The 25973-nt window shown below is 42.4% G+C and carries 29 protein-coding genes and 1 tRNA gene; 21 read left to right on the top strand and 9 right to left on the bottom strand.

The window, feature by feature from the left end:
* The first annotated feature begins 63 nt into the window (after positions 1-63).
* The 7 genes from ABFY09_RS05895 (at position 64) to ABFY09_RS05865 (ending at position 6155) form a co-directional block, all read left to right on the top strand.
* Positions 64-1170 (top strand): diguanylate cyclase, encoded by a 1107-nt coding sequence (locus ABFY09_RS05895; RefSeq protein WP_347983365.1) that lies wholly within the window; start codon positions 64-66, stop codon positions 1168-1170.
* Positions 1171-1286: 116 nt separating this feature from the next.
* The gene (locus ABFY09_RS05890; protein ID WP_347983364.1) at positions 1287-2018 is read left to right on the top strand and encodes a YggS family pyridoxal phosphate-dependent enzyme; all 732 of its coding nucleotides are present in this window, start codon (positions 1287-1289) and stop codon (positions 2016-2018) included.
* Between the two features lie 49 nt (positions 2019-2067).
* Positions 2068-2904, top strand: a complete 837-nt coding sequence (proC, locus tag ABFY09_RS05885; RefSeq protein WP_347983363.1) for a pyrroline-5-carboxylate reductase — start codon at positions 2068-2070, stop codon at positions 2902-2904.
* Between the two features lie 5 nt (positions 2905-2909).
* Complete coding sequence (locus ABFY09_RS05880; protein ID WP_347983362.1) at positions 2910-3452, top strand: YggT family protein; 543 nt, start codon at positions 2910-2912, stop codon at positions 3450-3452.
* Positions 3453-3625: 173 nt separating this feature from the next.
* A complete protein-coding gene (gene coaD / locus ABFY09_RS05875; protein ID WP_347983361.1) occupies positions 3626-4111 on the top strand; it encodes a pantetheine-phosphate adenylyltransferase in 486 nt (161 codons plus the stop codon).
* 43 nt (positions 4112-4154) lie between these two features.
* Positions 4155-4406, top strand: a complete 252-nt coding sequence (locus tag ABFY09_RS05870) for a YfhL family 4Fe-4S dicluster ferredoxin (RefSeq protein ID WP_317005829.1) — start codon at positions 4155-4157, stop codon at positions 4404-4406.
* 9 nt (positions 4407-4415) lie between these two features.
* Positions 4416-6155, top strand: coding sequence for a potassium/proton antiporter (locus ABFY09_RS05865; RefSeq protein ID WP_347983537.1), 1740 nt, complete (start codon positions 4416-4418; stop codon positions 6153-6155).
* Between the two features lie 39 nt (positions 6156-6194).
* Here the strand turns inward: ABFY09_RS05865 and ABFY09_RS05860 are convergent, their stop codons facing one another.
* Both ABFY09_RS05860 and trmL read right to left on the bottom strand, forming a co-directional pair.
* Complete coding sequence (locus tag ABFY09_RS05860) at positions 6195-7292, bottom strand: potassium channel family protein (protein ID WP_347983360.1); 1098 nt, start codon at positions 7290-7292, stop codon at positions 6195-6197.
* A 14-nt stretch (positions 7293-7306) separates the two neighbouring features.
* Positions 7307-7774 carry a tRNA (uridine(34)/cytosine(34)/5-carboxymethylaminomethyluridine(34)-2'-O)-methyltransferase TrmL gene (gene trmL / locus ABFY09_RS05855; RefSeq protein ID WP_347983359.1) on the bottom strand — a complete coding sequence of 156 codons (468 nt, stop codon included), beginning with the start codon at positions 7772-7774 and terminating at the stop codon, positions 7307-7309.
* A 120-nt stretch (positions 7775-7894) separates the two neighbouring features.
* Between trmL and ABFY09_RS05850 the strand changes: the two genes are divergently transcribed.
* From ABFY09_RS05850 to ABFY09_RS05800, 11 genes are all read left to right on the top strand, one after another.
* Positions 7895-7970, top strand: a tRNA-Phe gene (locus ABFY09_RS05850).
* A 630-nt stretch (positions 7971-8600) separates the two neighbouring features.
* The gene (ugpB, locus tag ABFY09_RS05845; protein WP_347983358.1) at positions 8601-9902 is read left to right on the top strand and encodes a sn-glycerol-3-phosphate ABC transporter substrate-binding protein UgpB; all 1302 of its coding nucleotides are present in this window, start codon (positions 8601-8603) and stop codon (positions 9900-9902) included.
* A 90-nt stretch (positions 9903-9992) separates the two neighbouring features.
* On the top strand, positions 9993-10871 hold the full coding sequence (ugpA, locus tag ABFY09_RS05840) for a sn-glycerol-3-phosphate ABC transporter permease UgpA (RefSeq protein ID WP_347983357.1): 879 nt from the start codon (positions 9993-9995) through the stop codon (positions 10869-10871).
* Entirely contained in the window at positions 10868-11716 is an 849-nt protein-coding gene (gene ugpE, locus ABFY09_RS05835; protein WP_347983356.1) for a sn-glycerol-3-phosphate ABC transporter permease UgpE, read from the top strand. The genes ugpA and ugpE overlap by 4 nt, the downstream gene beginning before the upstream one ends.
* Positions 11717-11718: 2 nt before the next feature.
* On the top strand, positions 11719-12786 hold the full coding sequence (gene ugpC, locus ABFY09_RS05830) for a sn-glycerol-3-phosphate ABC transporter ATP-binding protein UgpC (RefSeq protein WP_347983355.1): 1068 nt from the start codon (positions 11719-11721) through the stop codon (positions 12784-12786).
* Between the two features lie 7 nt (positions 12787-12793).
* The gene (locus tag ABFY09_RS05825) at positions 12794-13552 is read left to right on the top strand and encodes a glycerophosphoryl diester phosphodiesterase (RefSeq protein ID WP_347983354.1); all 759 of its coding nucleotides are present in this window, start codon (positions 12794-12796) and stop codon (positions 13550-13552) included.
* A 13-nt stretch (positions 13553-13565) separates the two neighbouring features.
* Positions 13566-14324 carry a DeoR/GlpR family DNA-binding transcription regulator gene (locus ABFY09_RS05820; RefSeq protein ID WP_347983353.1) on the top strand — a complete coding sequence of 253 codons (759 nt, stop codon included), beginning with the start codon at positions 13566-13568 and terminating at the stop codon, positions 14322-14324.
* 8 nt (positions 14325-14332) lie between these two features.
* The gene (locus tag ABFY09_RS05815; RefSeq protein ID WP_347983352.1) at positions 14333-15139 is read left to right on the top strand and encodes an HAD-IIB family hydrolase; all 807 of its coding nucleotides are present in this window, start codon (positions 14333-14335) and stop codon (positions 15137-15139) included.
* An 82-nt stretch (positions 15140-15221) separates the two neighbouring features.
* Positions 15222-16409, top strand: a complete 1188-nt coding sequence (locus tag ABFY09_RS05810) for a GAK system CofD-like protein (protein ID WP_347983351.1) — start codon at positions 15222-15224, stop codon at positions 16407-16409.
* A gap of 143 nt (positions 16410-16552) precedes the next feature.
* Positions 16553-17566: a response regulator gene (locus ABFY09_RS05805; RefSeq protein WP_347983350.1), complete on the top strand. Its 1014-nt coding sequence runs from the start codon at positions 16553-16555 to the stop codon at positions 17564-17566.
* Positions 17566-18048 carry a hypothetical protein gene (locus tag ABFY09_RS05800; RefSeq protein WP_347983349.1) on the top strand — a complete coding sequence of 161 codons (483 nt, stop codon included), beginning with the start codon at positions 17566-17568 and terminating at the stop codon, positions 18046-18048. Before ABFY09_RS05805 ends, ABFY09_RS05800 begins: the two co-directional genes overlap by 1 nt.
* 19 nt (positions 18049-18067) lie before the next feature.
* Here the strand turns inward: ABFY09_RS05800 and ABFY09_RS05795 are convergent, their stop codons facing one another.
* Positions 18068-18256: a RimK/LysX family protein gene (locus ABFY09_RS05795; protein ID WP_347983536.1), complete on the bottom strand. Its 189-nt coding sequence runs from the start codon at positions 18254-18256 to the stop codon at positions 18068-18070.
* A 133-nt stretch (positions 18257-18389) separates the two neighbouring features.
* Here ABFY09_RS05795 and ABFY09_RS05790 point away from each other — a divergent pair, with 133 nt between their 5' ends.
* Positions 18390-19313 carry a D-hexose-6-phosphate mutarotase gene (locus tag ABFY09_RS05790; RefSeq protein WP_347983348.1) on the top strand — a complete coding sequence of 308 codons (924 nt, stop codon included), beginning with the start codon at positions 18390-18392 and terminating at the stop codon, positions 19311-19313.
* Positions 19314-19410: 97 nt separating this feature from the next.
* Here the strand turns inward: ABFY09_RS05790 and ABFY09_RS05785 are convergent, their stop codons facing one another.
* Positions 19411-20187: an exodeoxyribonuclease III gene (locus ABFY09_RS05785; protein ID WP_317005853.1), complete on the bottom strand. Its 777-nt coding sequence runs from the start codon at positions 20185-20187 to the stop codon at positions 19411-19413.
* Positions 20188-20303: 116 nt separating this feature from the next.
* Here ABFY09_RS05785 and pyrE point away from each other — a divergent pair, with 116 nt between their 5' ends.
* Positions 20304-20951, top strand: coding sequence for an orotate phosphoribosyltransferase (gene pyrE, locus ABFY09_RS05780; RefSeq protein WP_347983535.1), 648 nt, complete (start codon positions 20304-20306; stop codon positions 20949-20951).
* A 40-nt stretch (positions 20952-20991) separates the two neighbouring features.
* On the opposite strand, the gene slmA is transcribed toward pyrE, so the two are convergent.
* From slmA to coaBC, 4 genes are all read right to left on the bottom strand, one after another.
* Entirely contained in the window at positions 20992-21585 is a 594-nt protein-coding gene (gene slmA, locus ABFY09_RS05775; RefSeq protein WP_347983347.1) for a nucleoid occlusion factor SlmA, read from the bottom strand.
* Between the two features lie 51 nt (positions 21586-21636).
* Positions 21637-22545: an acetylglutamate kinase gene (gene argB, locus ABFY09_RS05770; RefSeq protein ID WP_347983346.1), complete on the bottom strand. Its 909-nt coding sequence runs from the start codon at positions 22543-22545 to the stop codon at positions 21637-21639.
* Positions 22546-22880: 335 nt separating this feature from the next.
* Entirely contained in the window at positions 22881-23339 is a 459-nt protein-coding gene (gene dut / locus ABFY09_RS05765; RefSeq protein WP_347983345.1) for a dUTP diphosphatase, read from the bottom strand.
* A gap of 40 nt (positions 23340-23379) precedes the next feature.
* Positions 23380-24603: a bifunctional phosphopantothenoylcysteine decarboxylase/phosphopantothenate--cysteine ligase CoaBC gene (gene coaBC, locus ABFY09_RS05760; RefSeq protein WP_347983344.1), complete on the bottom strand. Its 1224-nt coding sequence runs from the start codon at positions 24601-24603 to the stop codon at positions 23380-23382.
* A gap of 132 nt (positions 24604-24735) precedes the next feature.
* Between coaBC and radC the strand changes: the two genes are divergently transcribed.
* Positions 24736-25410 (top strand): DNA repair protein RadC, encoded by a 675-nt coding sequence (gene radC / locus ABFY09_RS05755; RefSeq protein ID WP_347983343.1) that lies wholly within the window; start codon positions 24736-24738, stop codon positions 25408-25410.
* 8 nt (positions 25411-25418) lie between these two features.
* On the opposite strand, the gene ABFY09_RS05750 is transcribed toward radC, so the two are convergent.
* Positions 25419-25874: an Lrp/AsnC family transcriptional regulator gene (locus tag ABFY09_RS05750; protein ID WP_347983342.1), complete on the bottom strand. Its 456-nt coding sequence runs from the start codon at positions 25872-25874 to the stop codon at positions 25419-25421.
* Between the last annotated feature and the right edge of the window lie 99 nt (positions 25875-25973).

Raw genomic sequence — 25973 nt, 5'->3', positions numbered from 1 at the left:
TTACTTTTTATGTTAGCGCGTTACTCTAAATTACATTGTGAATGGTATGGTTTTAATTTTTTTATGGCTACGGACACTTCAAACTCATCGTTAAAAGAGCAGCAAATATTGCAATCTCGATTAGCGAATGTAGAAAAAGAAAGGGACTTTATAAAAAAGTTATACGGCGACGTACCTAAAATACTTGAGGTCATATCTAAAGGTGCACCTTTAAATGCACTTTTAAACCGTTTCAAAAGTAAATTGCAAGCGCTGTTGTCTAACACTTATTGCTTGTTTTTAGTCTCAGATAAAGACTGTTTGCAGTGGCGTTTGCAATTTACCGATTCGATTAATGCTGATTTGCCATCAAGTAATGGTTTGCTATCGGTTATTCCTCAAGATCTTCTTTCTTTCGCAGCAACCTCCTCACGACCAAAGCAGCACGATGTGAATATTCAACAAGCATTGGGTTGGAAAAAGTGGCAGCCCTTTTTAAGCAAGCATGCTTTCACAAGTGTTTCTATGGTCAGTGTTTCTGATGGACAAGGCTCCATTTATTTGATGCTGTCTTTTCAGGAAGACAATCCATCGGTTGCCAATAATTTAATGGAATTAGCGTTAGATTCTTACGCTTCCTGGCTGAACGCGGCCTTTGAACGTGCAAAAGCGGATTTCTTATTGTTGGAAAACAACCACAGAGACCCTAATACCAGTTTACTAAGACGTTATAGCTTTGATGACAGTTTTGGCATGGTTTTAAAAGATTCTCGTCGTCATTTTCAGCGTGCGGCTTTGTTATCTCTCCACTTACTTCAAGATATAAAAATCGATATGAGTGAGTTGAAAGAACTGGCTGATGTGATGTCAGATTCCGTGCGAGATAACGATCTTATTGCACATTATGATGAACGTGAGTTTGTTATGGGAATCCGTATTCAGCATTTAGAAGATGCTGAAGTAGTGGCTCAAAAAGTATTGGATTCCCTGAAAAAAGCGGAATGCTCGAGTAATAGACTTATGCGAGCTGGCTTAGCCATCGGTATTGCTTTTTATCCTGAACACTCGACTTTAGAGTTACTTCATAAAGCCGCCTCTTCAGCTGCTTATTCTCTCGGAAACACGTCCGGTTATCGCTTGGAATTCCATGATGCTTTCTATAAATCCAGTTCAGAGTGCTACTCTCTGTAGGTGTTTCTTCTGCCATTTAAAATAGTGCTATGATGCGCAACATATGCTTTTTAGTAGGTTTGTTTAAAACTAAATAAACCCGCTAAAAATAAAACTGAGGTGCAATGGTGGTTGAAGTGACGAATAGTGACGTGGAAAGTATTAAAAAAAAACTGACTTTAATTTTGCAACAAATTCAGCAAGCAGAGAGTCAAACAAGTCGCCAACAAGGTAGTGTTCGTTTGCTGGCAGTGAGTAAAACAAAGCCTGTTTCATCTTTAGAAACGGCTTATACTGCAGGTCAACGAGCTTTTGGTGAGAACTATGTGCAGGAAGCAGTTGATAAATTTCATGCGCTTTCACATCTCTCTGATATTGAGTGGCACTTCATCGGCCCAATTCAGTCTAATAAATCCCGCCAAGTCGCAGAAACAATGGATTGGGTTCACTCTATTGATCGCGAAAAGATTGCCCTGCGTTTAAATGAGCAACGCCCAGAAAACTTACCGCCGCTTAATGTGTGTATTCAAGTAAACATAAGCGGCGAAGAAAGTAAGTCTGGAATTCTTTTAGAGCAATTAGATGATATGGTTGCGTTAATTAAGGAATTGCCTAATCTACGTCTTAGAGGTTTGATGGCCATTCCAGCACCGCAAGACAGTCATCAAGCTCAGTGTGCTGTTTATGTTCCCTTGTCCCATGCATTCCTTGAATTATCTAAAGAAGATAGCATGATAGACACTCTATCTATTGGGATGTCTGGCGATTTAGCCGCTGCTATTGAATCCGGGAGCACTATGGTTCGAGTGGGAACAGCGATCTTTGGTGAACGAGATTACTCAACTAATCAGCGCAATGACAACGTATAATATTGACTTTTAATGGGCGTACGAGCTCAGATTAATAATAGGATGACACATGACACCTAGCATTGCTTTCATCGGCGTGGGAAACATGGCAAGAGCAATTTTTAGTGGCATGCTTGCGAGTGGTTACCCTGCTGACAAAATTATAGGGACATCAAGAACGCCAGAAAAAAGAGACTATTATAATGAACAATATGGCATCACCATGTTGGCTGATAATGATTCGGCCGTTAATGACGCTGATGTCGTTGTGTTGTGTGTTAAACCTGCGCAAGTGCAAACGGTCGTTGAGGAGTTTTCTCCGTATGTTCGTGGTGATCAGTTGTTTGTGTCGGTCGCGGCGGGAATAGAGCTGAATGCTTTGTCACACTGGCTTGGTAAGCCTGTTGCTGTTGTTCGTAGTATGCCAAACACGCCTTCGCAGTTAGGTGCTGGTATGACAGGTCTGATTGCCAATGAGCACATTACTGATGAGCAAAAGCATTGGGTAACTGAATTGTTCTCAAGCGTTGGCAATTCTGTGTGGGTCGAACAAGAAGAGCACATGCATACAGTCACAAGCCTATCGGGTAGTGCACCTGCGTATTTCTTTTTATTTCTTGAGGCTATGATCAAAGAAGCAAAAGAACAAGGCATGGATGAAGACGTCAGTCGTGAATTAGCGAGTCACGCCATGTTAGGTGCTGCGCGTATGATGGTGGAATTACCAGAACCGATTGAGGAGTTGCGTAAAAACATTACGTCGCCAAATGGCACAACAGAACAAGCTTTATTGTCTTTTGAAGCATCGAATATAGATAAAATAGTGGCTGATGCCATGACAGCTTGCGCGAATAGATCAAAAGAAATGTCGAGAGACTTTTCTGTTCGGAATAATAGTGAGGAATAAATAGAATGTATTCAGACCCATTTACTATGTTGGTGAAGGTGATATGTAACCTTTACTTGTTTATTGTGTTATTGCGTTTAGTGCTTCAACTGACGCGAGCAGACTTTTATAACCCTATTAGCCAAGGTGTGGTTAGAGCAACGAGTCCGCTGATATTGCCATTACGCAAAATCATACCAGCTATTGGTCGCTTGGATACTGCTTCCCTTGTATTGGCGTTTGCGGTGCAACTTCTAACAGTAGCTTTGGTTGTGCTTATTAAAGGTGTTTCACTCTCTCCAGCAGGTTATGCGATTTACACCATCGCGGGCACTTTTTATCATTTGTTGGATCTGTATTTCTGGGCCATGCTGATTTCTGTGATCTTGAGCTGGGTTGCTCCTGGTGCAAGTCATCCTGGTGCTATGTTGGTTGGACAGATTACGGCACCTCTATATCGAGCGTGCCAGCGAGTAATTCCTACCTTGGGTGGTTTGGATTTATCGCCTATCTTTATATTTTTAACGATTTCTTTTCTTAAGCAAATATTAGGGCCCTACAGCTTATAAAGAGAGCGCCCTATAATCTTGAATATAAGTTAGACAATCGATATTGTTTGGTGAATTGAGAATAAGGGCGTATTCCTATATGATGCGACCCCTAAAACGAGAACGAGAGTGAATTATTATGACGATTTTGGTTGCTCTTTCTCATTATCCCTTACTAAATTTGGATGAAAACCATGAGTACGATTTCGGTTTATCCGGGGACATTTGACCCGATTACAAATGGCCACACGGATTTGGTTGAACGAGCATCAAAGCTTTTCGATCAAGTTATCGTAGCGGTTGCTGCTAGCCCAAAAAAGCGCCCAGCATTATCACATGAGATGCGTATATCATTAGCTAAACATGTATTAGGGCATTTGCCGAATGTACAAGTAATGGGCTTTGATAACTTATTAACTGAGTTTACGCGCTCTGTGAATGCCAAAGTGGTGATTCGAGGTTTGCGTGCGGTTTCTGACTTTGAATACGAGTTCCAGCTGGCGAATATGAATAGAGCGATTGCGCCAGATGTGGAAAGTATTTTCCTGACACCATCAGAGAAGCACTCTTACATATCATCAACATTAGTAAGAGAAATCGCGTCTTTAAATGGTGACTTTAGTCAATTTGTAAATCCAGAAGTTAAGCGCGTTTTGCAAGAGCACTTTCAAACGATTTAAATTTTTTGGTTCTACTACATAGTGTTTTTGTTAGGAGAGAAAAGTGTCTCTTATTATTACAGATGAATGCATAAACTGTGATGTTTGTGAGCCTGAGTGCCCAAATGAGGCGATTTCTCAAGGTGAAGAAATCTATGTGATTGAACCAGCAAAGTGTACTGAATGCGTAGGGCATTTTGATGAACCTCAATGTCAGCAGGTTTGCCCAGTAGATTGTATTCCTCTGGACCCAAACTACAAAGAAAGTGAAGAGCAACTGATGGAAAAGTACTTAACGCTTACCGGACAACTTTAGTTAGAGGTTATTGCTACTATCGACACAAATGGATTTATCTTTTTAGCAGGCATATTGCTACTGGTTAGCATTTTAGCCAGCTCTTTAACTGTTCGTGTTGGTCTGCCCTTGTTACTTGTTTTCCTCGGAATGGGGATGTTAGCAGGCGAAGAGGGTATTGGTCGACTGGCTTTTGACAACCCAAATCTTGCTTTTTTTGTTGGTAATCTTGCTCTTGCTATCATCCTTCTTGATGGTGGTATGCGTACCAAAACCAGTACCTTTCGTGTGGCCTTGTGGCCCTCTTTTTCCCTTGCGACATTAGGTGTTGTCTTCACCACAGCAGCGGTAGGCTCTTTTGCTGCTTGGTTGCTTGACGTCAAACTTATCTACGGCTTATTGCTCGGTGCCATTGTTGGCTCTACTGATGCGGCAGCAGTATTTAATTTACTGCGTAACAGCGGAGTGAGCCTTAATGAACGTGTTGGTGGTACGCTAGAGATCGAATCTGGCGCCAATGATCCAATGGCAATTTTGTTGGTGGTGATGCTAACAGGCTTGCTACAAAGTACGGATCACTTAAGTGTTTTGGTGTTTTTAGGTCAAATGCTTCAGCAGTTCGCGATCGGTGGCATTGTTGGTTTGTTGGGTGGGAAACTATTATTGCTTGTACTGCGTAAAGTGCCTTTAGTAGAAGGTTTGTACGCGCTACTGATTATCTCCTTCGGGCTTGCCGTTTTCTCCGGCGTTAACATTGTTGGTGGTAGTGGTTTCCTTGCTGTTTACCTTGTCGGGTTAACGGTTGGAAATGGTCGTATCAAGCAGCTTGAGGCTATATCTCAAGTGATGGATGGTTTGGCTTGGTTGGCTCAGGCAGGTATGTTCTTGCTATTAGGGCTTTTGGTTGCGCCGTCGAGTTTGTTGACGCATGGTTTTGAAGCCGTTGCGATAGCTGCTTTTCTTATTTTTATCGCTCGTCCTGTTGCTGTGATTATTTGTTTGTTGCCGTTTGATTTTCGTTGGCCTGAGCGTCTTTATATTAGTTGGGTTGGGTTGCGCGGCGCGGTTCCGATTGTATTAGCACTTTACCCTGTCATCGCAGGCCTCACCAATGCAGAGCTCTTGTTTGAAATCACTTTCACCGTAGTGCTGATTTCTTTGTTGTTGCAGGGCTCTACTGTGCCTTGGATGGCCCGTTGGCTAAAAGTTGTTGTTCCTCCGGCGCCCGCGCCGACAACACGTTTCTCTTTAATCGACGATGTGAATTCTCACCACACATTAGAACTTTACGAATTTTTGGTGCAAGCGGAATCGATTCGTATTCCTGCGGCAATTGTTCAAAACGTTCCTAGTGAGACGGTTTCTACGCCTCAGCTGGTGGCTTTGGTTCGAGACCAGAAACCGATTGTCGTGAATACTGAAACAGCGCTTAAATCAGGCGATAGAATCTGGATGCTTTTACATCCAGAGGATGTGAATGATGTGGCGCAAATATTCTCACAACAATCCTCAGGATCATTCCTGCTGCAGAACTTCTTTGGCGAGTTTGCCATTCGTGGCGATGCGTCACTACTGGATCTCGCCAAGGTGTATGGTGTTTCATTGGAAGGAATTAGTGAAAACGATACCGCTGCTGAGTTGTTAAAACAACAACTTGGTAAGTCTCTTGTGGTAGGTGATAGAGCTAGGTTTGGTAACCAGCGCCTGACGATTCGTGAAATGAAAGGCAATCAAATAGAAGTGATAGGGCTTAAGTTACAAAATAAGTAATCTCAAGCCCATCATTATACTTTGAGCTGAATACTCGCCTTAGAATAACTTCCCTATTTCATCCAGCGACGGAATGGCTTGGTCGTCATTTATCAGCACGATTAATCCTGTTGCATTGATGACTGCATGAGTCTGAGGGTGCGTTACAACGTCACCACTTTCTTGTATGTAGCCTAGCGCAGTTCCAATGTCTTTTTGAATCAAGGTTGTCACGACTTTCGCCCAAGTAACATTCGTAAGCTGAATGTTTAAGCGAATGGTGTGGTCTCCTTGATGGCGAAATAAATCTTCCAACACTTGCTCTGTGCCAGGCGCCATTAAAGAGCGTACTAGCATTTCAGGGTAAGCTCTTACCGGACGAATAACAGCATTTGCCCCTGCGCTTTTAAAGCGAGGTCGATTCGAGTCATTAATGGCTTCCGCCATAATAAAAGCCGAAGGCTGTAGAGCTTGAATGCGGTGCAAAACATCAAAGGTTAAGCTGTCGCTGAGACTGTCCTGAGCATCTGGTGATAAAACAATGATGTACTTCGCTTTATCGGCTCCAGCCGCTAAAAGCATACCATCGCTTAATGCATCTCCAGTGTGATGAACCACACCTTGAGACCTCAATTCTAACGGTAAACCTTCAGGAAAGGCTGTGGTAAGAATCTGAATAGGAGCGTCGGCAAGTTCAGGCGTTTGTGTAATTTGGCTCACCAAAAGCCCTAGATAGCGCTCAGAGTCATATTTTGGAGTATTGATAATCAGTATATGGTTTTGCATTTCATTCCACCTTATAACGCCTTTTACGCGCATTTCTTTCTTTATTAGCCTGAGTTCCACATAATCACTGGCAATCTGTGCAAGTAAGGTTATTCCCATGCCATAAATTAATAAGATGGTTGAGAACTGCCCCCAAAAAGTTGCGGCTGAAATATCTCCATAACCTGTGGTGCTTGCAGATGTCATGGTTAGCCAAAAAGCTTGCCACCAATTTAAGTCTTCAAAAAACACCATGGCTAAGCTATGCAAAGCAATGACGCCAATTAAGAGCAGGAAGCGCTTTTTTAAATCGGTAGATTCATGTAAATGCACTTTATCGCGAAATGTCAGACGACTTTTTTTTCGTTTTAAAAACAGTGAAAGAGCGTTCATTTTACCTCAGTGTATTATTCTGCTGGCATAGCGTAACCAAGTTGTCTCCAAGACTCATAAACCATGACGGCAACCGTATTGGATAAGTTTAAACTGCGAGAGTTTGCTTGCATTGGCAAACGTAGTCTTTGAGGAAGTGGTAGCGCCTCGATGAATTCAGCAGGCAAGCCACGAGTTTCTGGTCCAAAAACCAATACATCATTTTCAACAAAGTTCGCTTCGCTATGTGTTCTGCTACCTTTGGTTGTTAGAGCGTATACTGTGCCTATGTCATTCTGATCAATGAATGCTTGAAAGTCAGGGTAACGTTTTAACCGAGTAAACTCATGATAATCAAGACCGGCTCTGCGTAGCTTTTTATCATCAAGATCAAACCCAAAAGGTTCGATTAAATGTAAATGGTAACCTGTGTTAGCACACAGGCGGATGACATTGCCTGTATTGGGTGGGATTTCTGGTTGGTAAAGTACGATATGAAGCATAAGTTTTATCTCCTTGATATTAGAGAGATAATACCAGAGGAGCGGAAGAAACTAAGTTTTTAATTTTTTTTCAAAAAACTGTTGACCCGTAAAAAGGTTTCTCTATAATACGCCCCACTTGCCCAGATAGCTCAGTCGGTAGAGCAGAGGATTGAAAATCCTCGTGTCGGCGGTTCGATTCCGTCTCTGGGCACCATATTAAAGAAACCTGCTTTTATAGCAGGTTTTTTTTTGCCTGAAATTTGTTTAAAGAAGCACATTCTTTTCTTTTGAATGCTCTCTCTTGGATAGCGGGTTTAGGGAGCATATACTATATAACTCTTCGTAAACAATATGCGCGTCGATTTATATCAGCTTATCTATCAGTTCATCACGTTTTTTTGGCGAGGCTGCCACTTTAGAGGAGACGTCGTTATTTGAACGCTTTCAAGAAACGTTTGTGTCTCAAGGTTGGGAGGCCTTGATGATTTTGCGCACAGGCTAAGAGGTGAAGGTTTAGAAGTCTCTGGCCATAAGTTTTACCAACTTATTAGAGAAATTGAAATCACGTTCGAAGAGGGACATAGTATTTCTTTTCAAGTGAATGATAACTTGAAGAATGAGTTTGATAATTTGATATCGGCTTTGAAACAAGGGTTTTCACCTTCTTCGTAAGGGATCGAGTTTCTTTTTTATCTTTTGCTTCCTTTCAGCGAGTTTCATTTAATTGATTTCATTTGAGTTTAATTGTATTTCAAATGAAACCTAATCATCATCAAATTGAAATATTTTCTATTTACAGTCGTTCCTTCTTTTCTAATAAAAGCTCATTGTGAGGAACACAGAAATGCATAATTTTAAACTAGCGTCAGTGGTTATTGGTTTGTCTATTGCGGGCTCAGTTTCTGCAGCCACAGAAGTTGAATGGTGGCACGCAATGGGTGGTGCCAATGGTGAAAAAGTTAATGAGATTGCTCAAGGCTTTAATGATTCACAAGATGCCTACCATGTAAAACCTGTCTATAAAGGCAATTATACGGAAACTATGACATCGGCCATTGCTGCGTTTCGCGCGAAACAGCAACCTGCGATTGTTCAGGTTTTCGAGGTGGGTACAGCGAGTATGATGTCTGCGAAAGGTGCTATTTATCCTGTGCATCAGCTAATGCGTGAGTCAGGCCAGTCTTTTGATGAAAGCGCTTATTTAAGTGCGGTAACCGGTTATTACACCAGCAACGAAGGTAAAATGTTGTCGATGCCATTTAACAGTTCCACACCTGTTCTGTATTACAACAAAGATTTATTCAAAAAAGCGGGTATCACTCAAGTTCCTAAAACATGGCAAGAAGTAGAATCAACAGCGAAGAAGTTGCAACAATCTGGTGTGACTTGTGGTTTTACAACCTCTTGGCAATCTTGGGTGCATTTAGAAAATATGAGTTCACGTCATAATGTGCCTTTTGCTTCAAAGAGTAATGGTTTCGGTGGCTTCGATACAGAGTTAACTTTTAATGGACCGTTACAAGTTGCTCATGTTGAGAAAATGGGCGAATGGCAGCAAAACGGTATTTTCAGTTATTCTGGTCGTACAAATGACGGCGCTGCGAAATTCTACAGCGAAGAGTGTGCGATGTTTACTGAGTCATCTGCAGGTTATGCGGGCATTAAACGTAATGCAAAATTTGATTTTGGTGTTGCGGAGCTTCCTTACTGGGAAGGCAAGGTACAACAACCTTCTAACACCATCATTGGCGGCGCTTCTTTATGGGTTCTGCAAGGACATTCAAAAGAAGAATATAAAGGTGTGGCTTCCTTTTTAAGTTATTTATCTCGTGCTTCTGTTCAAGCAGATTGGCATCAATTCTCTGGTTACCTTCCAATAACGAAAGCCGCTTATAATTTGACGAAAGGCCAAGGTTTCTACGATGCAAATGTCGGTACAGAAACGGGTGTGACTCAAATGACGACTGGTACACCAACGGCTAATACAAAAGGTTTACGTTTGGGTAACTTTGTTCAAATCCGTGCGGTGATCGATGAAGCATTAGAGTCTGTTTGGAGCGGTGAGGTGAAAGCTCAAGCGGCTTTAGATAACGCAGTGAAGCGTGGTAATGCTTTGCTTCGTAAGTTCGAGAAAGCAAATAACTAAATAATGAAGGCCTTCTTCGTTCTCGATTTTTATTGAGTAATGAAGAAGGCATTTTTTTGTCTGTCTCTTATTTACTTTTCGGGTGTGTTTATGACGGTTACTTTCCCTCAAAAAGGCCTACCTTGGTTATTACTTTTGCCTCAGCTTTTGATTACCGCGATTTTTTTCTTATGGCCTGCAGGGCAAGCATTAGAGCAAGCGTTTTACCAAGAGGATGCGTTTGGCTTGAGCCGAGAGTTTGTTGGCTTAGAAAACTTCATTGAGCTTTTTACTGATCCTCTTTATTACGAATCGATTTTAACAACTTTAGTGTTTAGTTTTTCTGTGGCCATTTTAGGTATGTCGGTCGCCTTATTGTTGGCGGTGATGGCGGATCGTGTGATCCGTGCAAAGTTGACCTATCAAACCTTATTAATTTGGCCTTATGCGGTAGCGCCTGCATTAGCTGGTGTGCTTTGGTGGATTTTGTTTGACCCAAGTATGGGGCCTATTGCGTTATGGCTAGAGTCGATAGGCGTGGATTGGAACCATTATTTGGATGGCAGTCAGGCAATGCTCTTAGTGGTTATTGCGTCTACATGGAAACAAATCAGTTATAACTTTTTATTTTTCCTAGCCGGTTTGCAGGCTGTGCCTCGATCGCTGATTGAAGCGGCATCTATTGATGGTGCTAGCCCGTTTAAGCGTTTCTGGACGATTGTCTTTCCTTTGTTGTCTCCAACAGCGTTTTTCCTCTTAGTTGTGAATCTTGTGTATGCCTTTTTTGAAACCTTTGGTGTTATCGATGCAACGACTAATGGTGGCCCAGGGCAGAGCACAAATATTTTGGTGTACAAGGTATTCGAAGACGGTTTTGTCGGTTTGGATCTTGGTGGTTCTGCGGCGCAGTCTGTGGTGTTGATGGGCATTGTTGGCATCATGACAGTGATCCAGTTCCGATATATTGAACGCAAGGTGCAGTACTCATGATAGAAAATAGACCTTGGCTAACGTTTGTTAGTCATGCAACGCTAATATTAGGCATTGCTTTGGTGGCACTACCGGTATGGATGGCGTTGGTTGCTTCGACACACCCTGCTTCTGCATTTGGTGTTGGCCATATTCCATTGTGGTTTGGTGATACTGGAGCAGAAACATGGAATACGGTGTTGTTTGAAAAAGCCGGTAACGGCATTGATACACCTGTGTTTTTCATGATGTTGAACTCTTTGATTATGGCGTTAGGCATTACTTTTGGCAAAATTGCCATTTCACTCCTGTCTGCCTATGCCATTGTTTTCTTTCGCTTTCCTTTTCGTAATTTGTGCTTTTGGATTATTTTCATGACGCTGATGCTGCCTGTTGAGGTTCGCATTGTGCCAACGTATGAGGTGATCGCAAATCTTGGGTTATTGAACAGCTACACTGGGTTGACCTTGCCATTGATTGCCAGTGCAACGGCGACATTTCTGTTCAGACAATGTTTTTTAAGCATTCCCGGTGAGCTAGTGGAAGCGGCTCGTATTGATGGTGCAGGCCCATTTCGTTTTTTCTTTGATATCTTGCTGCCGTTATCGCGCACGAATATTGCGGCCTTGTTTGTCATTTTGTTTATTTTTGGTTGGAACCAGTATTTGTGGCCTTTGTTGATTACAACAGACGATGCTTATTACACCTTAGTGATGAGTATAAAGCGCATGTTGTCTGTGACCGATGGCGATATTGAGTGGAATCTTATAATGGCAACCACCTTGCTTGCCATGTTGCCCCCAGTCGCTGTGGTTATTGGTATGCAAAAATTATTTGTTAAAGGTCTAGTGGACGCGGAGAAGTAGTGATGACGGATGTTATTTTAGAGAAGATTGGTAAAACGTATCCTAATGGTTATCACGCTATTCCAAGTGTTGATCTAACGATTGAAGAAGGTGAGCTTATTGTTCTTGTTGGCCCATCTGGCTGTGGTAAATCAACTTTGTTGCGTATGGTGGCAGGTTTAGAAAGCATTTCTGATGGTGAATTGCGCATTCGTGGCGAACGAATGAATGAAAAAGAGCCCGCTGAGCGAGACATCGCTATGGTATTTCAGAACTACGCCTTGTATCCGCATATGACGGTTTATAACAACATGGCTTATGGTTTGAAGAACCGCAAAGTATCAAAAGAGCTTATTGAGCAAAAAGTTACTGACGTGGCTGAAATGCTAGGTCTGACAGATTTACTGCAACGTAAACCGGGTCAGTTATCTGGCGGTCAACGTCAGCGAGTCGCTATGGGAAGGGCGATGGTACGAGACCCAAAAGTCTTTTTGTTTGATGAACCTTTGTCTAATTTGGATGCAAAGCTTCGGGTTCAAATGCGTGTTGAAATACGTCAACTACAGCGAAAATTAGGTACCACCACACTGTATGTTACCCATGACCAAGTGGAAGCCATGACTTTGGCAGATCGTTTGGTTGTCTTAAATAAAGGCAAGGCGGAACAAATTGGAACACCAATGGATTTGTATAACAAACCTGCTACGCCTTTTGTCGCGTCTTTCATTGGTTCGCCCGCAATGAACCTTCTTCCTGCTAATTTGGCTGAGCAAGGGTTGAAACTGTCCGAGTCTCTTACCTTGACGCTCTCCCATGATTATCGCGGCGGCGTTATATGGGGAATTCGTCCTGAGCATTTGGAAATGGTAGATGAGCAAAATGCTGATTTCGCTTTGCGTGTTCAAGCGGTAGAATCCCTTGGTGCGGAGACGTTAATTCATGGCATATTGGATGACGGATCAAAACGGGGAGAAGCTTTTGTCGTTCGGTTATCTGGGCCTCATTTGCCTAAGATAAATAGCCTTATGTGGTTAAAAGCTCCTGTTAAACATTGGCACTTATTTGATGCAGTAAACCAACAGAGGCTGTGAAATTTAGATGCAAAAAGACAAAAGCTCAAACACTGAGATATTGAATACAAAAGTTATGGGGCATCGAGGTGCGGCGTTACTTGCGCCTGAAAATACCTTATCTTCAATTCGTGCGGCCGCCGCTGCAGGTGCGACTTGGGTTGAAATTGATGTGTATTTGATTGCCGAGGGTGGCCTTGTCATTTTCCATGATGACACGCTTGAACGTTGTACAAATGGCGAAGGCGTCACCCGTGACGCACAGCTTAATTATGTGATTGGCTTAGATGCCGGTACGAAATTCTCAGCCGATTTTGCAGGTGAAAAAGTGCCAACACTTTTAGAGGCATTAGAATGTATTCAGTCTTTGGAATTGGGCTTAAATCTTGAGATCAAACACGATGGCGCAGATGTCGAAACGATCGTTCCTGCGGTGATGGAAGTGTTGAAAACGCATTGGGTCGATAATAATAAGCTGATGATTTCTAGTTTTAATCATGCAGCTTTGCAGATGAGTTATGGCATCGATGGTGATCGACATTTAGCTCAGCTTTATGAAGATATTCCAGACAATTGGCAGGAAGAATTGGAGAGTATTCAAGCCTACAGTTTGAATTGTGACTACTCCAGATTAACAGAAGCGCGCGCCAAAGCAGTGAAAGCGGCAGGCTATAAATTACTTTGTTATACGGCAAATGACCCTCAAGCAGTGGAGTTCCATTGGGCGTGGGGAATGGATGCAGTTATTACAGATGATCCAAGTAAGTTTGCATTTTTGTCTGAATAAATAAGGTCTTTTTGTGAGTTTAAATGAGCGACAGAACCAGATACTAAACTGGGTGCAACAAGAAGATGCTCTGTTAGTTGAAGAAATGGTGGCACGATTTAACGTGTCCTCCCAAACTATCCGTAAGGATATCAATCAATTAGCAGAGCGTCATTTAGTGCGTCGAACACATGGCGGTATTGCGCCTGTGTCGAGTACAGAAAACCTTCCTTTTGATCATCGGCAGTTTTTGAACAGTGAGGCCAAGTTTTGGATTGCTGGTCAGGTCGCAGAGATGATTCCTGATGGCGCGTCTGTATTTTTAGGAATAGGTACCACGGTTGAATATGTGGCCAAAGCGCTGGTATCCCATAAAAACTTACAGGTATTCACTAATAACCTCACAGTCGCAGGAATTTTTGGACATTATCCAGAAATACGCGTGCGTGTGTTAGCCGGTAAATTGCGCCATCGTCATCATGACTTAGTTGGCGAAGAGACTTTGTCTGGTTTAAAGCAATATTATTTTGATTATGGTGTATTGGGTTGCGGTGGTATGGATGAAGAGCAGGGAATATTGGATTTCGATCCCGAAGAGGCTGCTGTTAGTCGTGTTTTAGTTGAGCAAAGCCGCCACAGCTTATTGGTTGCGGATCAGCATAAATGGGGACGGAAAGCGATGGCGAGAGTTCAGACATTCTCCAAAATTGATTACCTCTTTACGGATTCGCTTACAGAAACTCAAATTCATTTACTCACCACTCAAGGTGTTAAAATTCAACTTGGCTCATAAGGTGGTTAATGCTTATTTCAGCTTTGTCAGATCTTACTGTGAACGATTGTCATGGACTGCGTTTTATTCTAACGGACTTTGATGACACCCTTACATGGGAAGGGATGTTACCCGTTGAAACCCTACAAGCTTTAGCGACATTAGAAGCAAATGGTATTAAGGTTATCCCTGTTACAGGAGGCTGCGCAGGTTGGTCTGACATGATAGCTCGCGCATTGCCGGTTGAGGGAGTAATCACGGAAGGCGGAGCCTGTTTTATTGGCAAAACTGAACAGAAACACCTTTCTTATGCGTTCTGGCGTGAAGAGGCTGTTATGCGTGATGAACAAGTTCGCTTGCTCGAACAAGTAAATTTGCTACTGGTTAAGTATCCTAGGTTGCGTTTGGCAAGAGATCAGTCTTATCGGATAACAGACGTGGCTATTGATTACGCACAAGATGTAAGCCCGCCAGCAGTAGCAGAAAAAGACGCTTTCCTCGCAGAATTGATTGCCCTTGGTTTGAATGCAAAAGCCAGCTCAATTCACATCAATGTGTGCTCTAAAGGTTACGATAAATTTTCCATGGCGCAACGTGTATTAAGCCAAATATATGGCTTAAATGAGCAGGAACAGCAGGCGCAAGTTTTGTATGTTGGCGATGCCCCAAATGATGAAAGTATGTTTGCGCGTTTTCCGCTCAGTGTTGGGGTGGCCAATATTGAACAGCACCTTTCATCAATGAAATATATTCCACGTTATCAAACCACTCAACCTGGAGGTTTGGGCTTTGCTGAACTTGCGAAAATAGTATTGTCGAGTCGTGGCGGTTTTTAAAGAGATAATAGGTTTATAATGTTTGTTGGGTTCTAATAGAGCGTTTTGCTCCAATTGTGAATTTTCTAAATGAGGCTTTTTTATGGTGGACTCTTTGCGCATTTTTCGTCGAATGACAATGCCTGATCTTATTCGTGTCCATCGTTATCAAACCTTGCCTGAGCAAGGGCCGAAAGTGCTTTTCTTTAGCGGCGGTTCGGCATTGAATAAAATCAGCCGAGTGTTTAAAGAATACACGCATCATTCTATTCATCTTGTTACACCATTTGATTCTGGTGGCAGCTCTGCGCGTTTGCGAGCTGAGTTTGATATCCCCGCGGTAGGTGATTTACGCAGTCGATTAATGGCGCTAGCTGATGAAACGGTCATGGGGCAGCCTGAAGTGTATGCTTTATTTACATACAGGCTAAGTCAAAATGACTCTCCTGAAGCGCTCAAAACACAATTGCAGCAGCTCGTTTCTGGGCAGCACCCTTTAATTGAGAGTATTCCTAATCCAATGAAGGCGCTTATTCAGGCGCAATTAGCGGTGACTCAGGCTCGAATTAATGAAAGTTTCGATCTGAGAGGTGCAAGCATTGGTAATCTAATTATTGCTGGTGGTTACTTAAATAACTTTCAGCAACTTGATCCTATCGTGTTCTTGTTTTCTCGTTTGGTGAAAACATTGGGCGATGTAAAAACCACTGTGGATGCAAGCTTTCATCTTGGTGTGGAATTGGAAAATGGGCAAGTTGTGTTAGGTCAGCATAATATTACAGGGAAAGAAACGGAGGTATTATCCAGTCCAATCAAAAAAATGTGGCTAAATCGCGGTTTGCGAGCGGTTTCTCCCATTAATCAACTCATAGCAGATGACCGCAAAGATGCCATAGAAAGCGCAGATTTGATTTGTTATCCACCTGGCAGTTATTACAGTAGCCTTTTGGCGAACTTGTTATCGGAAGGCGTTGGTCGTGCTATCTGCCAGAATCCGAATCCTAAAGTGTATTTGCCTAATTTGGGCGTCGACCCCGAACAGCAAGGCTTGTCGTTGATGGAAAGGGTAAAGCGCCTAGTCCACACTGTATTAGCGGATTTAGGTGAAGAAAAGCCAAGTTTTTCTGCATTGGATTATCTTCTATTAGATGATGTTTATGATTACGGTTTTGTCGATATTGAAGAGCTGGATCGATTTGGTATTACTGTTATAAAAACCTCACTTATTAGTACGAAACCTAATAAATACGATGAAAGGCTGGTGTCTGTCGCGTTGCTTTCTTACGTTTGATTCTGTGGTGTAAGGTAAAAATACAAGTGTATACTATACTAAAGTAATGAAACTTTACGCTAAGTAACACTTTTGTCACTTTAGTGAAGCCATGTGGGATGTCATAGTACACGTTAGAAACACTCTAATATTAAGAGGCAGTAATGAGTACACGAGTGCTGATATGCGATGATTCAAACATCGCGAGAAAACAGCTAACTAGAATTTTGCCAACGGATTGGGATGTCGAAGTTGAGTATGCAGAACATGGCCAAGAAGCCTTAGGCATTTTATCGTCTTCTGTATTTGATATTTTATTTTTAGATTTGAATATGCCAGTAAAAGACGGCTATGAAACGCTCGAAGCGCTTCAATCTTTTACTCAATCTCCTGCTGTTATTGTTGTCTCCGGCGATGTTCAGCCAAAAGCGATCGAGCGGGTGAAAAACATGGGGGCGGTGGCATTCCATAAAAAACCTGCTGAGGCGGACGAACTTCGCGCCTTACTTATTTCTTTAGGGCTTTTTTCCTCAAGTCAAAACGAGAGCCAAACGAATGCTCATGCCGTTACTGCGGCAGAACAGTTTTCTCTTAATGACTGTTTACAAGAAGTTTCGAATGTTGCTATGGGGCGTGCGGCTAGTGTTTTGGCCAATATGCTGAATGTTTTTATCAAACTACCTGTACCTAAAGTAAACATCCTTGAAGTAGGTGAGCTTCAAATGGCGCTGGATTACAGTGTTAAAGAGGACAGTTGCTCTGCGGTATCTCAAGGTTTTGTTGGTTCTGGTATCGCGTTTGAAGCATTGCTTATTTTTAGTGATTCGAGCTTTCCCGATATGGCGGAATTGCTGGGCGTAAGGGAGGAGATTACAAGAGAGTTAGAAACTGAACTTTTGATGGATGTTTCTTCTGTTCTTGTTGGTCCTTTTATGCAAGCCATTGGCAAACAGTTGAACATTGATTTCAGCCATAGTCACCCAGCTTTACTGGGGCAACACGTTAAAATTAAAGACCTTATTAATGCTAAGAAAACGACTTGGAAGCGCACTTTGGCCGTTGAGATCGTCTATGAAGTAGAAAACTATCAAATAAATTGCGACTTAATGTTGTTGTTCACCGAAGATTCAGTAGCAACGCTTGAGAATCTGTTATCGTTTTTGGCTGAGGATGAATAATGAAAGAGTCAGAAGGGTTAGCTGATTTTCATTGGATGTTTGATATGCTCCATCATATTGATGTAGGGCTTGTTGTTTTGAATACAAAGTATGAGATACAGCTATGGAATAGCTTTATGGAAAATCACAGTGGCGTGAGTTCTTCTATTGCGAAGCAACAATCATTATTAACGCTTTTTCCAGACTTAGATGCGAGCTGGTTACGCCAGAAGCTTGATAATGTGTTTGGTTTAAAAACGCCTATATTTATCTCTTGGGAGCAAAGGCCGAATTTATTTCCTTTTAAAAGCTACCGACCAATCACAGGTGTTTCGGACAAGATGTACCAGAATGTGGCAATTAGGCCGCTCTCTGAGCCAGATGGCTCGATTAAGCACCTTTGTTTAGTGGTTTATGATGTAACGGATATTGCGGTCAATAAAACGGCTTTATCAACTGCGAGTGCAAGGTTGCAGAGATTGACTAAGGCCTTATCAAAATAAGATAAGGCCAGTTCATGAATTAGGCTTTATGAGCTTTATAAAGGTCGGCTAGTTCGTTAGAAAGGTGATTGCCAAGCAGGCATTCACCTTGAGGGTCGATGAGTACGTGCCCATTCAATGCTTCTCGACCGAGAAGCATTCTGTATCCCATGCTATTTCGGTTTGCTAGTGTTACTTCGATATTCCATGTTTTATAGTGTAAAAACAGTATGAGGTTAAGTTTTATTTCATGAAAAATAGGCTTATCTGTTTTGTTGAATTGTCAGTATCACTACAAACTATTGTAATCGTATTATCTGAAGTTAATATGTGTTCACAATAAACATTTAACGGAGTTGTTAATGAATGGCCGACTGATAAAAGAGTTGGAAGAGCTAGGTGGTGAAATTCGCCCAGCAAGCTTGAAAAAGTGCGATGAGATCATTATTGATCAACCCGGCTTTAGCGCAGCGATTGCGTTATGGGGAGGGCATTTAGAGAGCTTTATTCCTACTGGTCAAGAGGACCTTTTATTTCAATCTGAGAACTTAGGTGGAAAAGGACGTTTTGAACGTCGTCATTTTGGTGTTCCAGTATGTTGGCCTTGGTTTGGGGTGAATGAAGAGTATGATGACTACCCAGCGCATGGTCTGGCTCGATATTTCCGCTGGGAACTTATTGAAGCGGGTCATTTCAAAAATGGCGATGTGAAAATCGTAATTCGCCTTGCTTCCGAAGATCATCCTTTAATCGAAGAAATGTGGCCATATGCTTTTGAATTAAGACAAGTATTTCGATTCTCCAACAAAGGTTTCAGAATCAATTTCTCAGCAGCTAACTTATCCGATAAACCTATGCCAATCAGCGAAGCCTTACATACGTATTTCAATGTGGCTGATAACAAAGCAGCAGAAGTGCATGGTTTAGATCAGATCACTTATGTTGATAAATTCGATAACAGCGAGAAGAAGTTGCAAGAAGGCGTAGTGACTCCATGTGATTGCATGGATCGAGTGTATTTATCTGCGCCAGATGAATGTGAGATCCAAGATCCTGTTTTCAATCGTAAGATTGTTATTCAGACGGAAGGAAGCCAAAGCACAGTTTTATGGAACCCTGGTGCTGAGCTTGCTAAAAAACGAACAGATATGGAAGATGAAGAGTATCGTCGTTTTGTCTGTGTTGAAGCAGCGAATGTTCTGACTGACGGCTATGAAATTGCGCCGGGAAGCATACATCAGCTTAAGTTAAAGGTGAAACTCAAACCTTTGGCCGATGAGCAGTAAAAACATCGTATAAACAAGAAACCCCACTGGGCATATGCCGAGAGGGGTTTCTTTTTGTTCACTTCACAGTTTCAGACAAAGCTGAACCTGTAAGCGACTAGTCGATATTGTATTCCATGATCAATGGAGCATGATCAGAGAAGCGTTGACCTTTGTAAATGCTACCGCCTTGAATCAAATTTTTGATACCAGGAGTGGTGATTTGATAATCTAAACGACCACCTTCATCTAATTTCCAAGCGCGTTCGTAATCCGGCCACCAAGTGTACTGTTTGTCTTGTTTGTTCACTTGGCGAAACGCATCAATATATTCCATTTCATTGAAGATCTCGTTTATCCATTTACGTTCTTCTGGCAAGAAACCAGAGTTGCGTTGATTAACGAACCAGCTACTTACATCAATTGGTGAGCGCGCCACATTGGCTGTACCACAGAAAATAAATTCACGACGCTTACGGCGTGTTTTTATTAAATGGTTTTTGAAGCCTTCCATAAAGCGGTATTTGTGCTCTTGTAACGCTTCTTCATGATTCGAGCCATGAGGTGTTAAAAAAGTACCGATACTTACTTTATCGAAATCCGCTTGAATAAAACGACCTTCGAAATCACATTCGGTAAAACCCATGCCTGTCATAATGGCTTTAGGCATGGTTTTGCAATAAATCGCAACACCTGCTTGATCTGGGTTTTCCATTGAGTCAAAAAAGTAAGTATTGAACTCTGGTGGAAAGAAAACACTGTCATTTAAACTGCGTTCATCTGTCTGTATGTCTTGTAGACATACAACATCTGGGTTCTGACGAACCATCCATTCAAAAAAGCCGCGATCGGCTGCTTGTCTTATACCGTTTACATTAAGGCTGATGACCTTCATTTCTGGTCCCTACAATTCCTAGCCGTGTGTTATATTAGCGTCTATCCAAAGTTGGCATGGCTTCGCTCGATCTTGGCGACGCTGTGTTGTGTATTATTTATCTTTCTGGAGTTGGCATGAAACCTTACCAAAGAGACTTTATCGAATTCGCTATTGAACAAAACGTTTTGCGTTTTGGCGAATTCACTCTCAAATCAGGCCGCGTAAGCCCTTACTTCTTTAATGCTGGCTTATTTAGCTCTGGCCAAGCATTGGCAAAGTTAGGTCGCTTTTACGCAGCCTCACTAATGGAAGCAAATGTTCCATTTGATGTTTTATTTGGCCCTGCCTACAAAGGCATTCCTTTGGCAACAACAACTGCTGTTGCGCTTTATGATCACCATGATGTGGATACACCATACGTATTCAACCGCAAAGAAGCAAAGACTCACGGTGAGGGTGGTTCTCTTGTCGGGGCTCCATTAGAAGGCAACATCATGATTATCGATGATGTTATTACCGCTGGAACCGCTATCCGAGAAGTAATGGCTATTATTCAAGAAGCCAATGCCACTCCTGCTGGTGTTCTTATTGCCTTAGATCGTCAAGAACGAGGCCAAGGTGAATTGTCTGCCATTCAAGAAGTCGAGCGAGACTTCGCTATGCCTGTCATCAGCATAGTGTCTTTAAATGACATCATGGCGTATTTAGCAGAACAAGATGCACCGGAATTTGCCGAACATCTTGGTGCAGTTAAAGCCTATCGCCATGAATATGGTATCTAATTTAGTGCTAAATCTAGGGTTTGAAAGGAGACTTCAAGCCCTAGCGGTTTATCATCAAATTTTGTGCCAATATTGACCATTGATCTTGCCAAACATCCATTGGCTTTACTTTAAATTCGCTGCGTACATAGTGGCGAATTTTCCCTTCGATAATAGCAACAAGAAAATTAGCACTTGGCGTTACGCCCATTGCTGGTCGTAAACCTTGTTTTAAATCTGCTTCACGAATAACTTGCTTCAACTGAGTTTCAATACGATCAAATACTTGGGCAATACGAACTCGTAAGCGCTCTGTTTCACCTGCTAGAGCATCTGCTGTTAACAAGCGACACATGCCTGGGTTTTGTTCTGCAAAGCCAAGTATGAGCATGAGTATAGTTTCTACGCGTACAACAACATCGCTTTCGTTCTGAATAATAAGATTGATACGGGTGAATAGAGATTCTTCAATGAACTCTATTAGGCCTTCGAACATCTTAGCCTTGCTAGGAAAATGGCGATAAAGTGCCGCCTCAGAAACTCCAACCTGCTTTGCTAAAGCGGCCGTTGTAATGCGTGCACCTGGGCTGCTCTCTAGCATTTGAGCAAGTGCGTGCAGAATCTGTGTGCGACGATCATTCTTCTTATTGCTCATGTGTCGTATCCAGTTTTAACCTGTATTATTCGTATAGTTTGTAGATGGTCTTTATTCGACTAACTTGGTGTTGGAAATTAATGTACCAACGCCAGTATCTGTAAAGATTTCCAGTAAGGTGGCATGCGGAACTCGGCCATCAATAATGTGAGCACTTGTGACACCTGAGTTAACAGCAGATAGAGCGCAACTGATTTTCGGCAACATACCTCCGTAAATTGTGCCATCAGCAATTAAAGCATCAACTTGAGCTGTGCTTAGGCCAGTTAACACATTGCCCTGCTTGTCTTGTACGCCAGAGATGTTGGTCAACAGCATTAGCTTTTCAGCACCAACTGCTTCCGCAACTTTTCCTGCAACAAGGTCTGCATTGATATTGTATGAGTTGCCTTGGTCGTCCACACCGATTGGCGCAATAACAGGAATAAGATCGCTGCTTTCGAATAATTTTAAGAAACTTGTATCAATGCTCGCCACTTCACCAACATGACCAATATCCACTTGCTCTGGTGCTGTCATGCCTTCCGCTTGATGTTTAACAAAAAGCTTTTTGGCTTTTACGAAGCGGCTATCTTTACCTGTGATGCCGATGGCTTTACCGCCTGCTTCACAAATCAAGTTAACGATCTCTTTGTTTACTTGGCCGCCAAGCACCATTTCAACAACATCCATGGTTGCTGTGTCTGTAACGCGCATGCCGTTAATGAATTTTGATTCGATATTAAGCTTTGTCAGCATCTCGCCAATTTGTGGGCCGCCACCATGAACAACGATAGGGTTAATACCAATGGCCTTCATTAAAACTATGTCTCGTGCGAATCCTGCTTGTAAAGATTCATCTGTCATTGCGTTGCCGCCGTACTTGATGACCAATGTTTTACCAGCGAAGCGTTGAATATAAGGCAGTGATTCACTTAAAACCTTAGCAACATCTAAAGCAGACTCACGAGAAAAAGGCACGTATTACATACTCCTATCAATAAGAACAAACTGGCTCGATGACAAAATGCATTACCGTAAACCCTTACAGTAAAAGAAGAGAGTGTCATCGATATATAAATTAGTGGGTTATGATGTCAAAATGGTGACAGTCAAGGCTGGCAACGAGTGTAAGCAACCACTTAGGGTGGAAATAATAGCGTGATCTAAACGGATTAACTACAGAAATTTGTAATATAATTACATAGTTAGCGGTCGAAAAAACAAATTTGATTCTTGTGTGCGAGAATGAATGAGTTATTTGAAAAAGTGATGCGAAATAGATGAGAAAAACTCACCTATTTCGTAATTTGATATTATTTTGTACCAGTGTGACCAAAGCCACCTTCACCACGTTCAGTGCTTTCAAATTCTGTCACAATATCAAATTCTGCTTGAACAACAGGCAGCAATACTAACTGCGCCACTCGCTCACCCGGCTCAATGGTGAAAGTTGTATTGCCACGGTTCCAACAAGACACCATTAACTCGCCTTGGTAATCGGAATCGATTAAACCGACCAAATTTCCTAGCACGATGCCATGTTTATGACCCAAACCAGAACGTGGGAGAATCGTCGCTGCTAAGCTCGGATCTTGGATATAAATAGATAAACCTGTTGGTAATAATGTGGTTTCACCCGGAGCGAGATCAATGGCAGCATCAAGACAGGCGCGCAAATCTAAGCCTGCTGAACCTTCCGTTGCATAGGTTGGTAATGGAATCTCATTGCCAATTTTATCGCTGAGTATTTTTAACTGAATAGGGTGTTTCATTGGTTCATTCTCTTCATTCTTTGTTTAAGGTAAGCCACGCTTAACGTATTGATTGAGTGTGCTTATAAATAAATTCGACGAGCTGGTTACCTAGCTCGCTTTTCGCGGCTTTTTCTGGCGACCATGTTTGCTCTTTGGTAATGACAGTGACTTGATTTTCATCTTGATTGAAGCCAATATCCGAACGAGAAACATCGTTGGCAACAATGATGTCTAAGCCTTTCCGCTCCAGTTTACCTTGCGCGTATTCGATCACATTTTGTGTTTCAGCGGCAAACCCAACCATGGTTTTCGCACGTTTATTTTCTGATAGTGTGGCAATAATGTCTGGGTTTTTCACCAAAACGAGCTGCATTTCATCTGTATCAGATTGCTTCTTCATTTTTTGGTCTGTGGCGGTTTTCATTTTAAAGTCTGCCACGGCGGCGGCACCAATGAACACATCAGCTGGCGAAGCCATGCTTTGTTCACAGGCAGCTAACATGTCATCAGCGCTTTTCACTGAAAGCAAATTGACGCCTTGCGGTGGAACGCATTGCACTGGGCCACTTACTAGCGTGACTTTCGCGCCACGAGCCAATGCGGCGGTTGCTAAGGCATATCCCATTTTACCGGAACTGTGATTGCTGATGTAACGCACAGGGTCGATGGCTTCCATGGTTGGGCCAGCGGTAATGACCCAATGTTGCCCAGCTAAATCTTGTTGAATAGACGTGTTATTAAAGTGCTGAGAAATGGCATTAAAGATATCGCTCGGCTCGCTCATGCGCCCTGGGCCAATATCGCCACAAGCTTGCGCGCCATCGGCAGGACCAACACTTAGCACGCCACGTTTCATTAATAATGCATAATTATCTTGTGTTGCAGGATGTCGCCACATAGCTTGATTCATGGCTGGCGCCAACAACACAGGTGATTCAGTGGCAATGCAAAGTGTTGATAGTAGATCGTTCGCCATGCCTTGGCTGTAGCGCGCCATGAAGTCCGCAGAAGCCGGTGCAATTACAATCAAATCAGCCCATTTTGCCAGCTCAATGTGTCCCATACCTGCTTCGGCGTTTGGGTCTAATAAAGTACTGCGCACTGGGTGACCAGAAATCGCTTGTAATGTCATCTCTGTCACAAAGGCTTTTGCGCCTTCTGTTAATACTACCTGAACATCTGCTCCAGCTTTGGTTAATAGACGTATTAACTCAATGCTTTTGTAGGCAGCAATACCGCCAGTGATGCCTAGTAGAATGCGTTTTTGCGATAGATCTGACATAAAAACTTCTCAATTCTTTCTGTGATAGATAAAGTAAACTCTCAACGAAAACAAATAAAGAAAGGATGTCTTTTGTTTCGTTGGTGATTTATTGAAATTAAAGCAAGATTATCATGGATCAAGGAGTAGATCATGAGTATTAAACACTGGCCAGAACAGGAAAGACCGCGCGAAAAACTGATTCACCAAGGCGCGAGCGCGTTAACGGATGCAGAATTATTGGCGATTTTTCTTCGTACGGGAACGCAAGGCATTAGTGCCGTCGAACTTGCTAGACAAGTATTGACTCAATTTGGTGGATTACGTTCCCTTTTATCTGCAAGTCGAGAAGAGTTCTGCAAAGGTTTTGGGTTGGGAGATGCAAAATACACCCAATTACAAGCGGTGCTTGAAATGTCTAAACGGCATTTGAAAGAGCAGTTGGTGCGTGAAACTGTCTTTACCGATGCAGAACATGTAAGAAGCTATCTTTCTTCCCAGTTACGACACTCCCAGCGAGAAGTCTTTGCCGTTTTGTTTTTAGATACGCAACATCGGCTCATCCGATACCAAGAACTCTTTTTTGGCACTATTGACGCCGCAGCCGTTTATCCAAGAGAAGTGGTTAAAGCTGCATTGCAGAACAACGCAGCGGCGGTCATTCTCGCCCACAATCACCCAAGCGGTGTTGCCGAACCCAGTCACGCAGACATTTCTATTACGGCGAAAATCAAAGACGCTTTGATGCTTATTGATGTGAGGTTACTGGATCACTTTATCGTGGGAGACGCAACCCCTGTGTCATTGGCAGAAAGAGGTTTGGTTTGAAGATGTTGCTACAGTGGGATTTCTAAACCGACTTTTACGTTATTCATCACTATGTTGGAGTGGAATTTCAAAATTGTCTCATCATCCATGAATAGAGTTTGCGTGATGAGCTCATACTCTTGCATGCTTGAAGCGGCGATCATTAAAATAAAATCATTCTTGCCTGCGACGTAATAACACTGTTGTACGCTAGGGTGGTTTTGCATTTTTAGTTTGAAATTGTTGACGACGGAAGAGCCGCCTCGAACGAGTACGACTTCTACGAGAATTAACACGTGACTGCCTATTTTTGAAGGGGATAATATCGCTACCTCTTTTTCAATGACTTTAGAGTCTCTTAGGTGCTTCAATCTTCGTTGAACGGCAGTGGAAGATAAGCCGATTTCTTGCCCAATGCTTTCAGTTGTCCTGCGAGAATTTGACTGCATGATTTTTAAAATGTGATGATCAAAATTATCTAACACGAAGGAATTTCCCATAAAATGAATAAATACGCAGTAATTATACATTTTAATGTGTGTTTTTATGCGTTTGGTTTCTATTCTGCACGTAAACTATTTGAA

The sequence above is a fragment of the Marinomonas sp. 5E14-1 genome, assembly GCF_039939215.1.
Lineage (GTDB): Bacteria > Pseudomonadota > Gammaproteobacteria > Pseudomonadales > Marinomonadaceae > Marinomonas.
Note: the sequence above shows the minus strand (reverse complement) of the source record. Positions and strands in the feature narration are given on the sequence as shown.

Bases quoted from the DNA above. Each gene is read 5' to 3' on its own strand.
- ugpC (WP_347983355.1), top strand. From the start codon at position 11,719: ATGACGGATGTTATTTTAGAGAAGATTGGTAAAACGTATCCTAATGGT.
- dut (WP_347983345.1), bottom strand. From the start codon at position 23,339: ATGAAACACCCTATTCAGTTAAAAATACTCAGCGATAAAATTGGCAAT.
- ABFY09_RS05860 (WP_347983360.1), bottom strand. From the start codon at position 7,292: ATGAACGCTCTTTCACTGTTTTTAAAACGAAAAAAAAGTCGTCTGACA.
- ugpA (WP_347983357.1), top strand. From the start codon at position 9,993: ATGACGGTTACTTTCCCTCAAAAAGGCCTACCTTGGTTATTACTTTTG.
- coaBC (WP_347983344.1), bottom strand. From the start codon at position 24,603: ATGTCAGATCTATCGCAAAAACGCATTCTACTAGGCATCACTGGCGGT.
- proC (WP_347983363.1), top strand. From the start codon at position 2,068: ATGACACCTAGCATTGCTTTCATCGGCGTGGGAAACATGGCAAGAGCA.
- ABFY09_RS05815 (WP_347983352.1), top strand. From the start codon at position 14,333: ATGCTTATTTCAGCTTTGTCAGATCTTACTGTGAACGATTGTCATGGA.
- ABFY09_RS05880 (WP_347983362.1), top strand. From the start codon at position 2,910: ATGTATTCAGACCCATTTACTATGTTGGTGAAGGTGATATGTAACCTT.
- ABFY09_RS05825 (WP_347983354.1), top strand. From the start codon at position 12,794: ATGCAAAAAGACAAAAGCTCAAACACTGAGATATTGAATACAAAAGTT.
- ugpB (WP_347983358.1), top strand. From the start codon at position 8,601: ATGCATAATTTTAAACTAGCGTCAGTGGTTATTGGTTTGTCTATTGCG.
- coaD (WP_347983361.1), top strand. From the start codon at position 3,626: ATGAGTACGATTTCGGTTTATCCGGGGACATTTGACCCGATTACAAAT.
- pyrE (WP_347983535.1), top strand. From the start codon at position 20,304: ATGAAACCTTACCAAAGAGACTTTATCGAATTCGCTATTGAACAAAAC.
- slmA (WP_347983347.1), bottom strand. From the start codon at position 21,585: ATGAGCAATAAGAAGAATGATCGTCGCACACAGATTCTGCACGCACTT.
- radC (WP_347983343.1), top strand. From the start codon at position 24,736: ATGAGTATTAAACACTGGCCAGAACAGGAAAGACCGCGCGAAAAACTG.
- ABFY09_RS05800 (WP_347983349.1), top strand. From the start codon at position 17,566: ATGAAAGAGTCAGAAGGGTTAGCTGATTTTCATTGGATGTTTGATATG.
- ABFY09_RS05810 (WP_347983351.1), top strand. From the start codon at position 15,222: ATGGTGGACTCTTTGCGCATTTTTCGTCGAATGACAATGCCTGATCTT.
- ABFY09_RS05790 (WP_347983348.1), top strand. From the start codon at position 18,390: ATGAATGGCCGACTGATAAAAGAGTTGGAAGAGCTAGGTGGTGAAATT.
- trmL (WP_347983359.1), bottom strand. From the start codon at position 7,774: ATGCTTCATATCGTACTTTACCAACCAGAAATCCCACCCAATACAGGC.
- ABFY09_RS05895 (WP_347983365.1), top strand. From the start codon at position 64: ATGGCTACGGACACTTCAAACTCATCGTTAAAAGAGCAGCAAATATTG.
- ABFY09_RS05805 (WP_347983350.1), top strand. From the start codon at position 16,553: ATGAGTACACGAGTGCTGATATGCGATGATTCAAACATCGCGAGAAAA.
- ABFY09_RS05785 (WP_317005853.1), bottom strand. From the start codon at position 20,187: ATGAAGGTCATCAGCCTTAATGTAAACGGTATAAGACAAGCAGCCGAT.
- ugpE (WP_347983356.1), top strand. From the start codon at position 10,868: ATGATAGAAAATAGACCTTGGCTAACGTTTGTTAGTCATGCAACGCTA.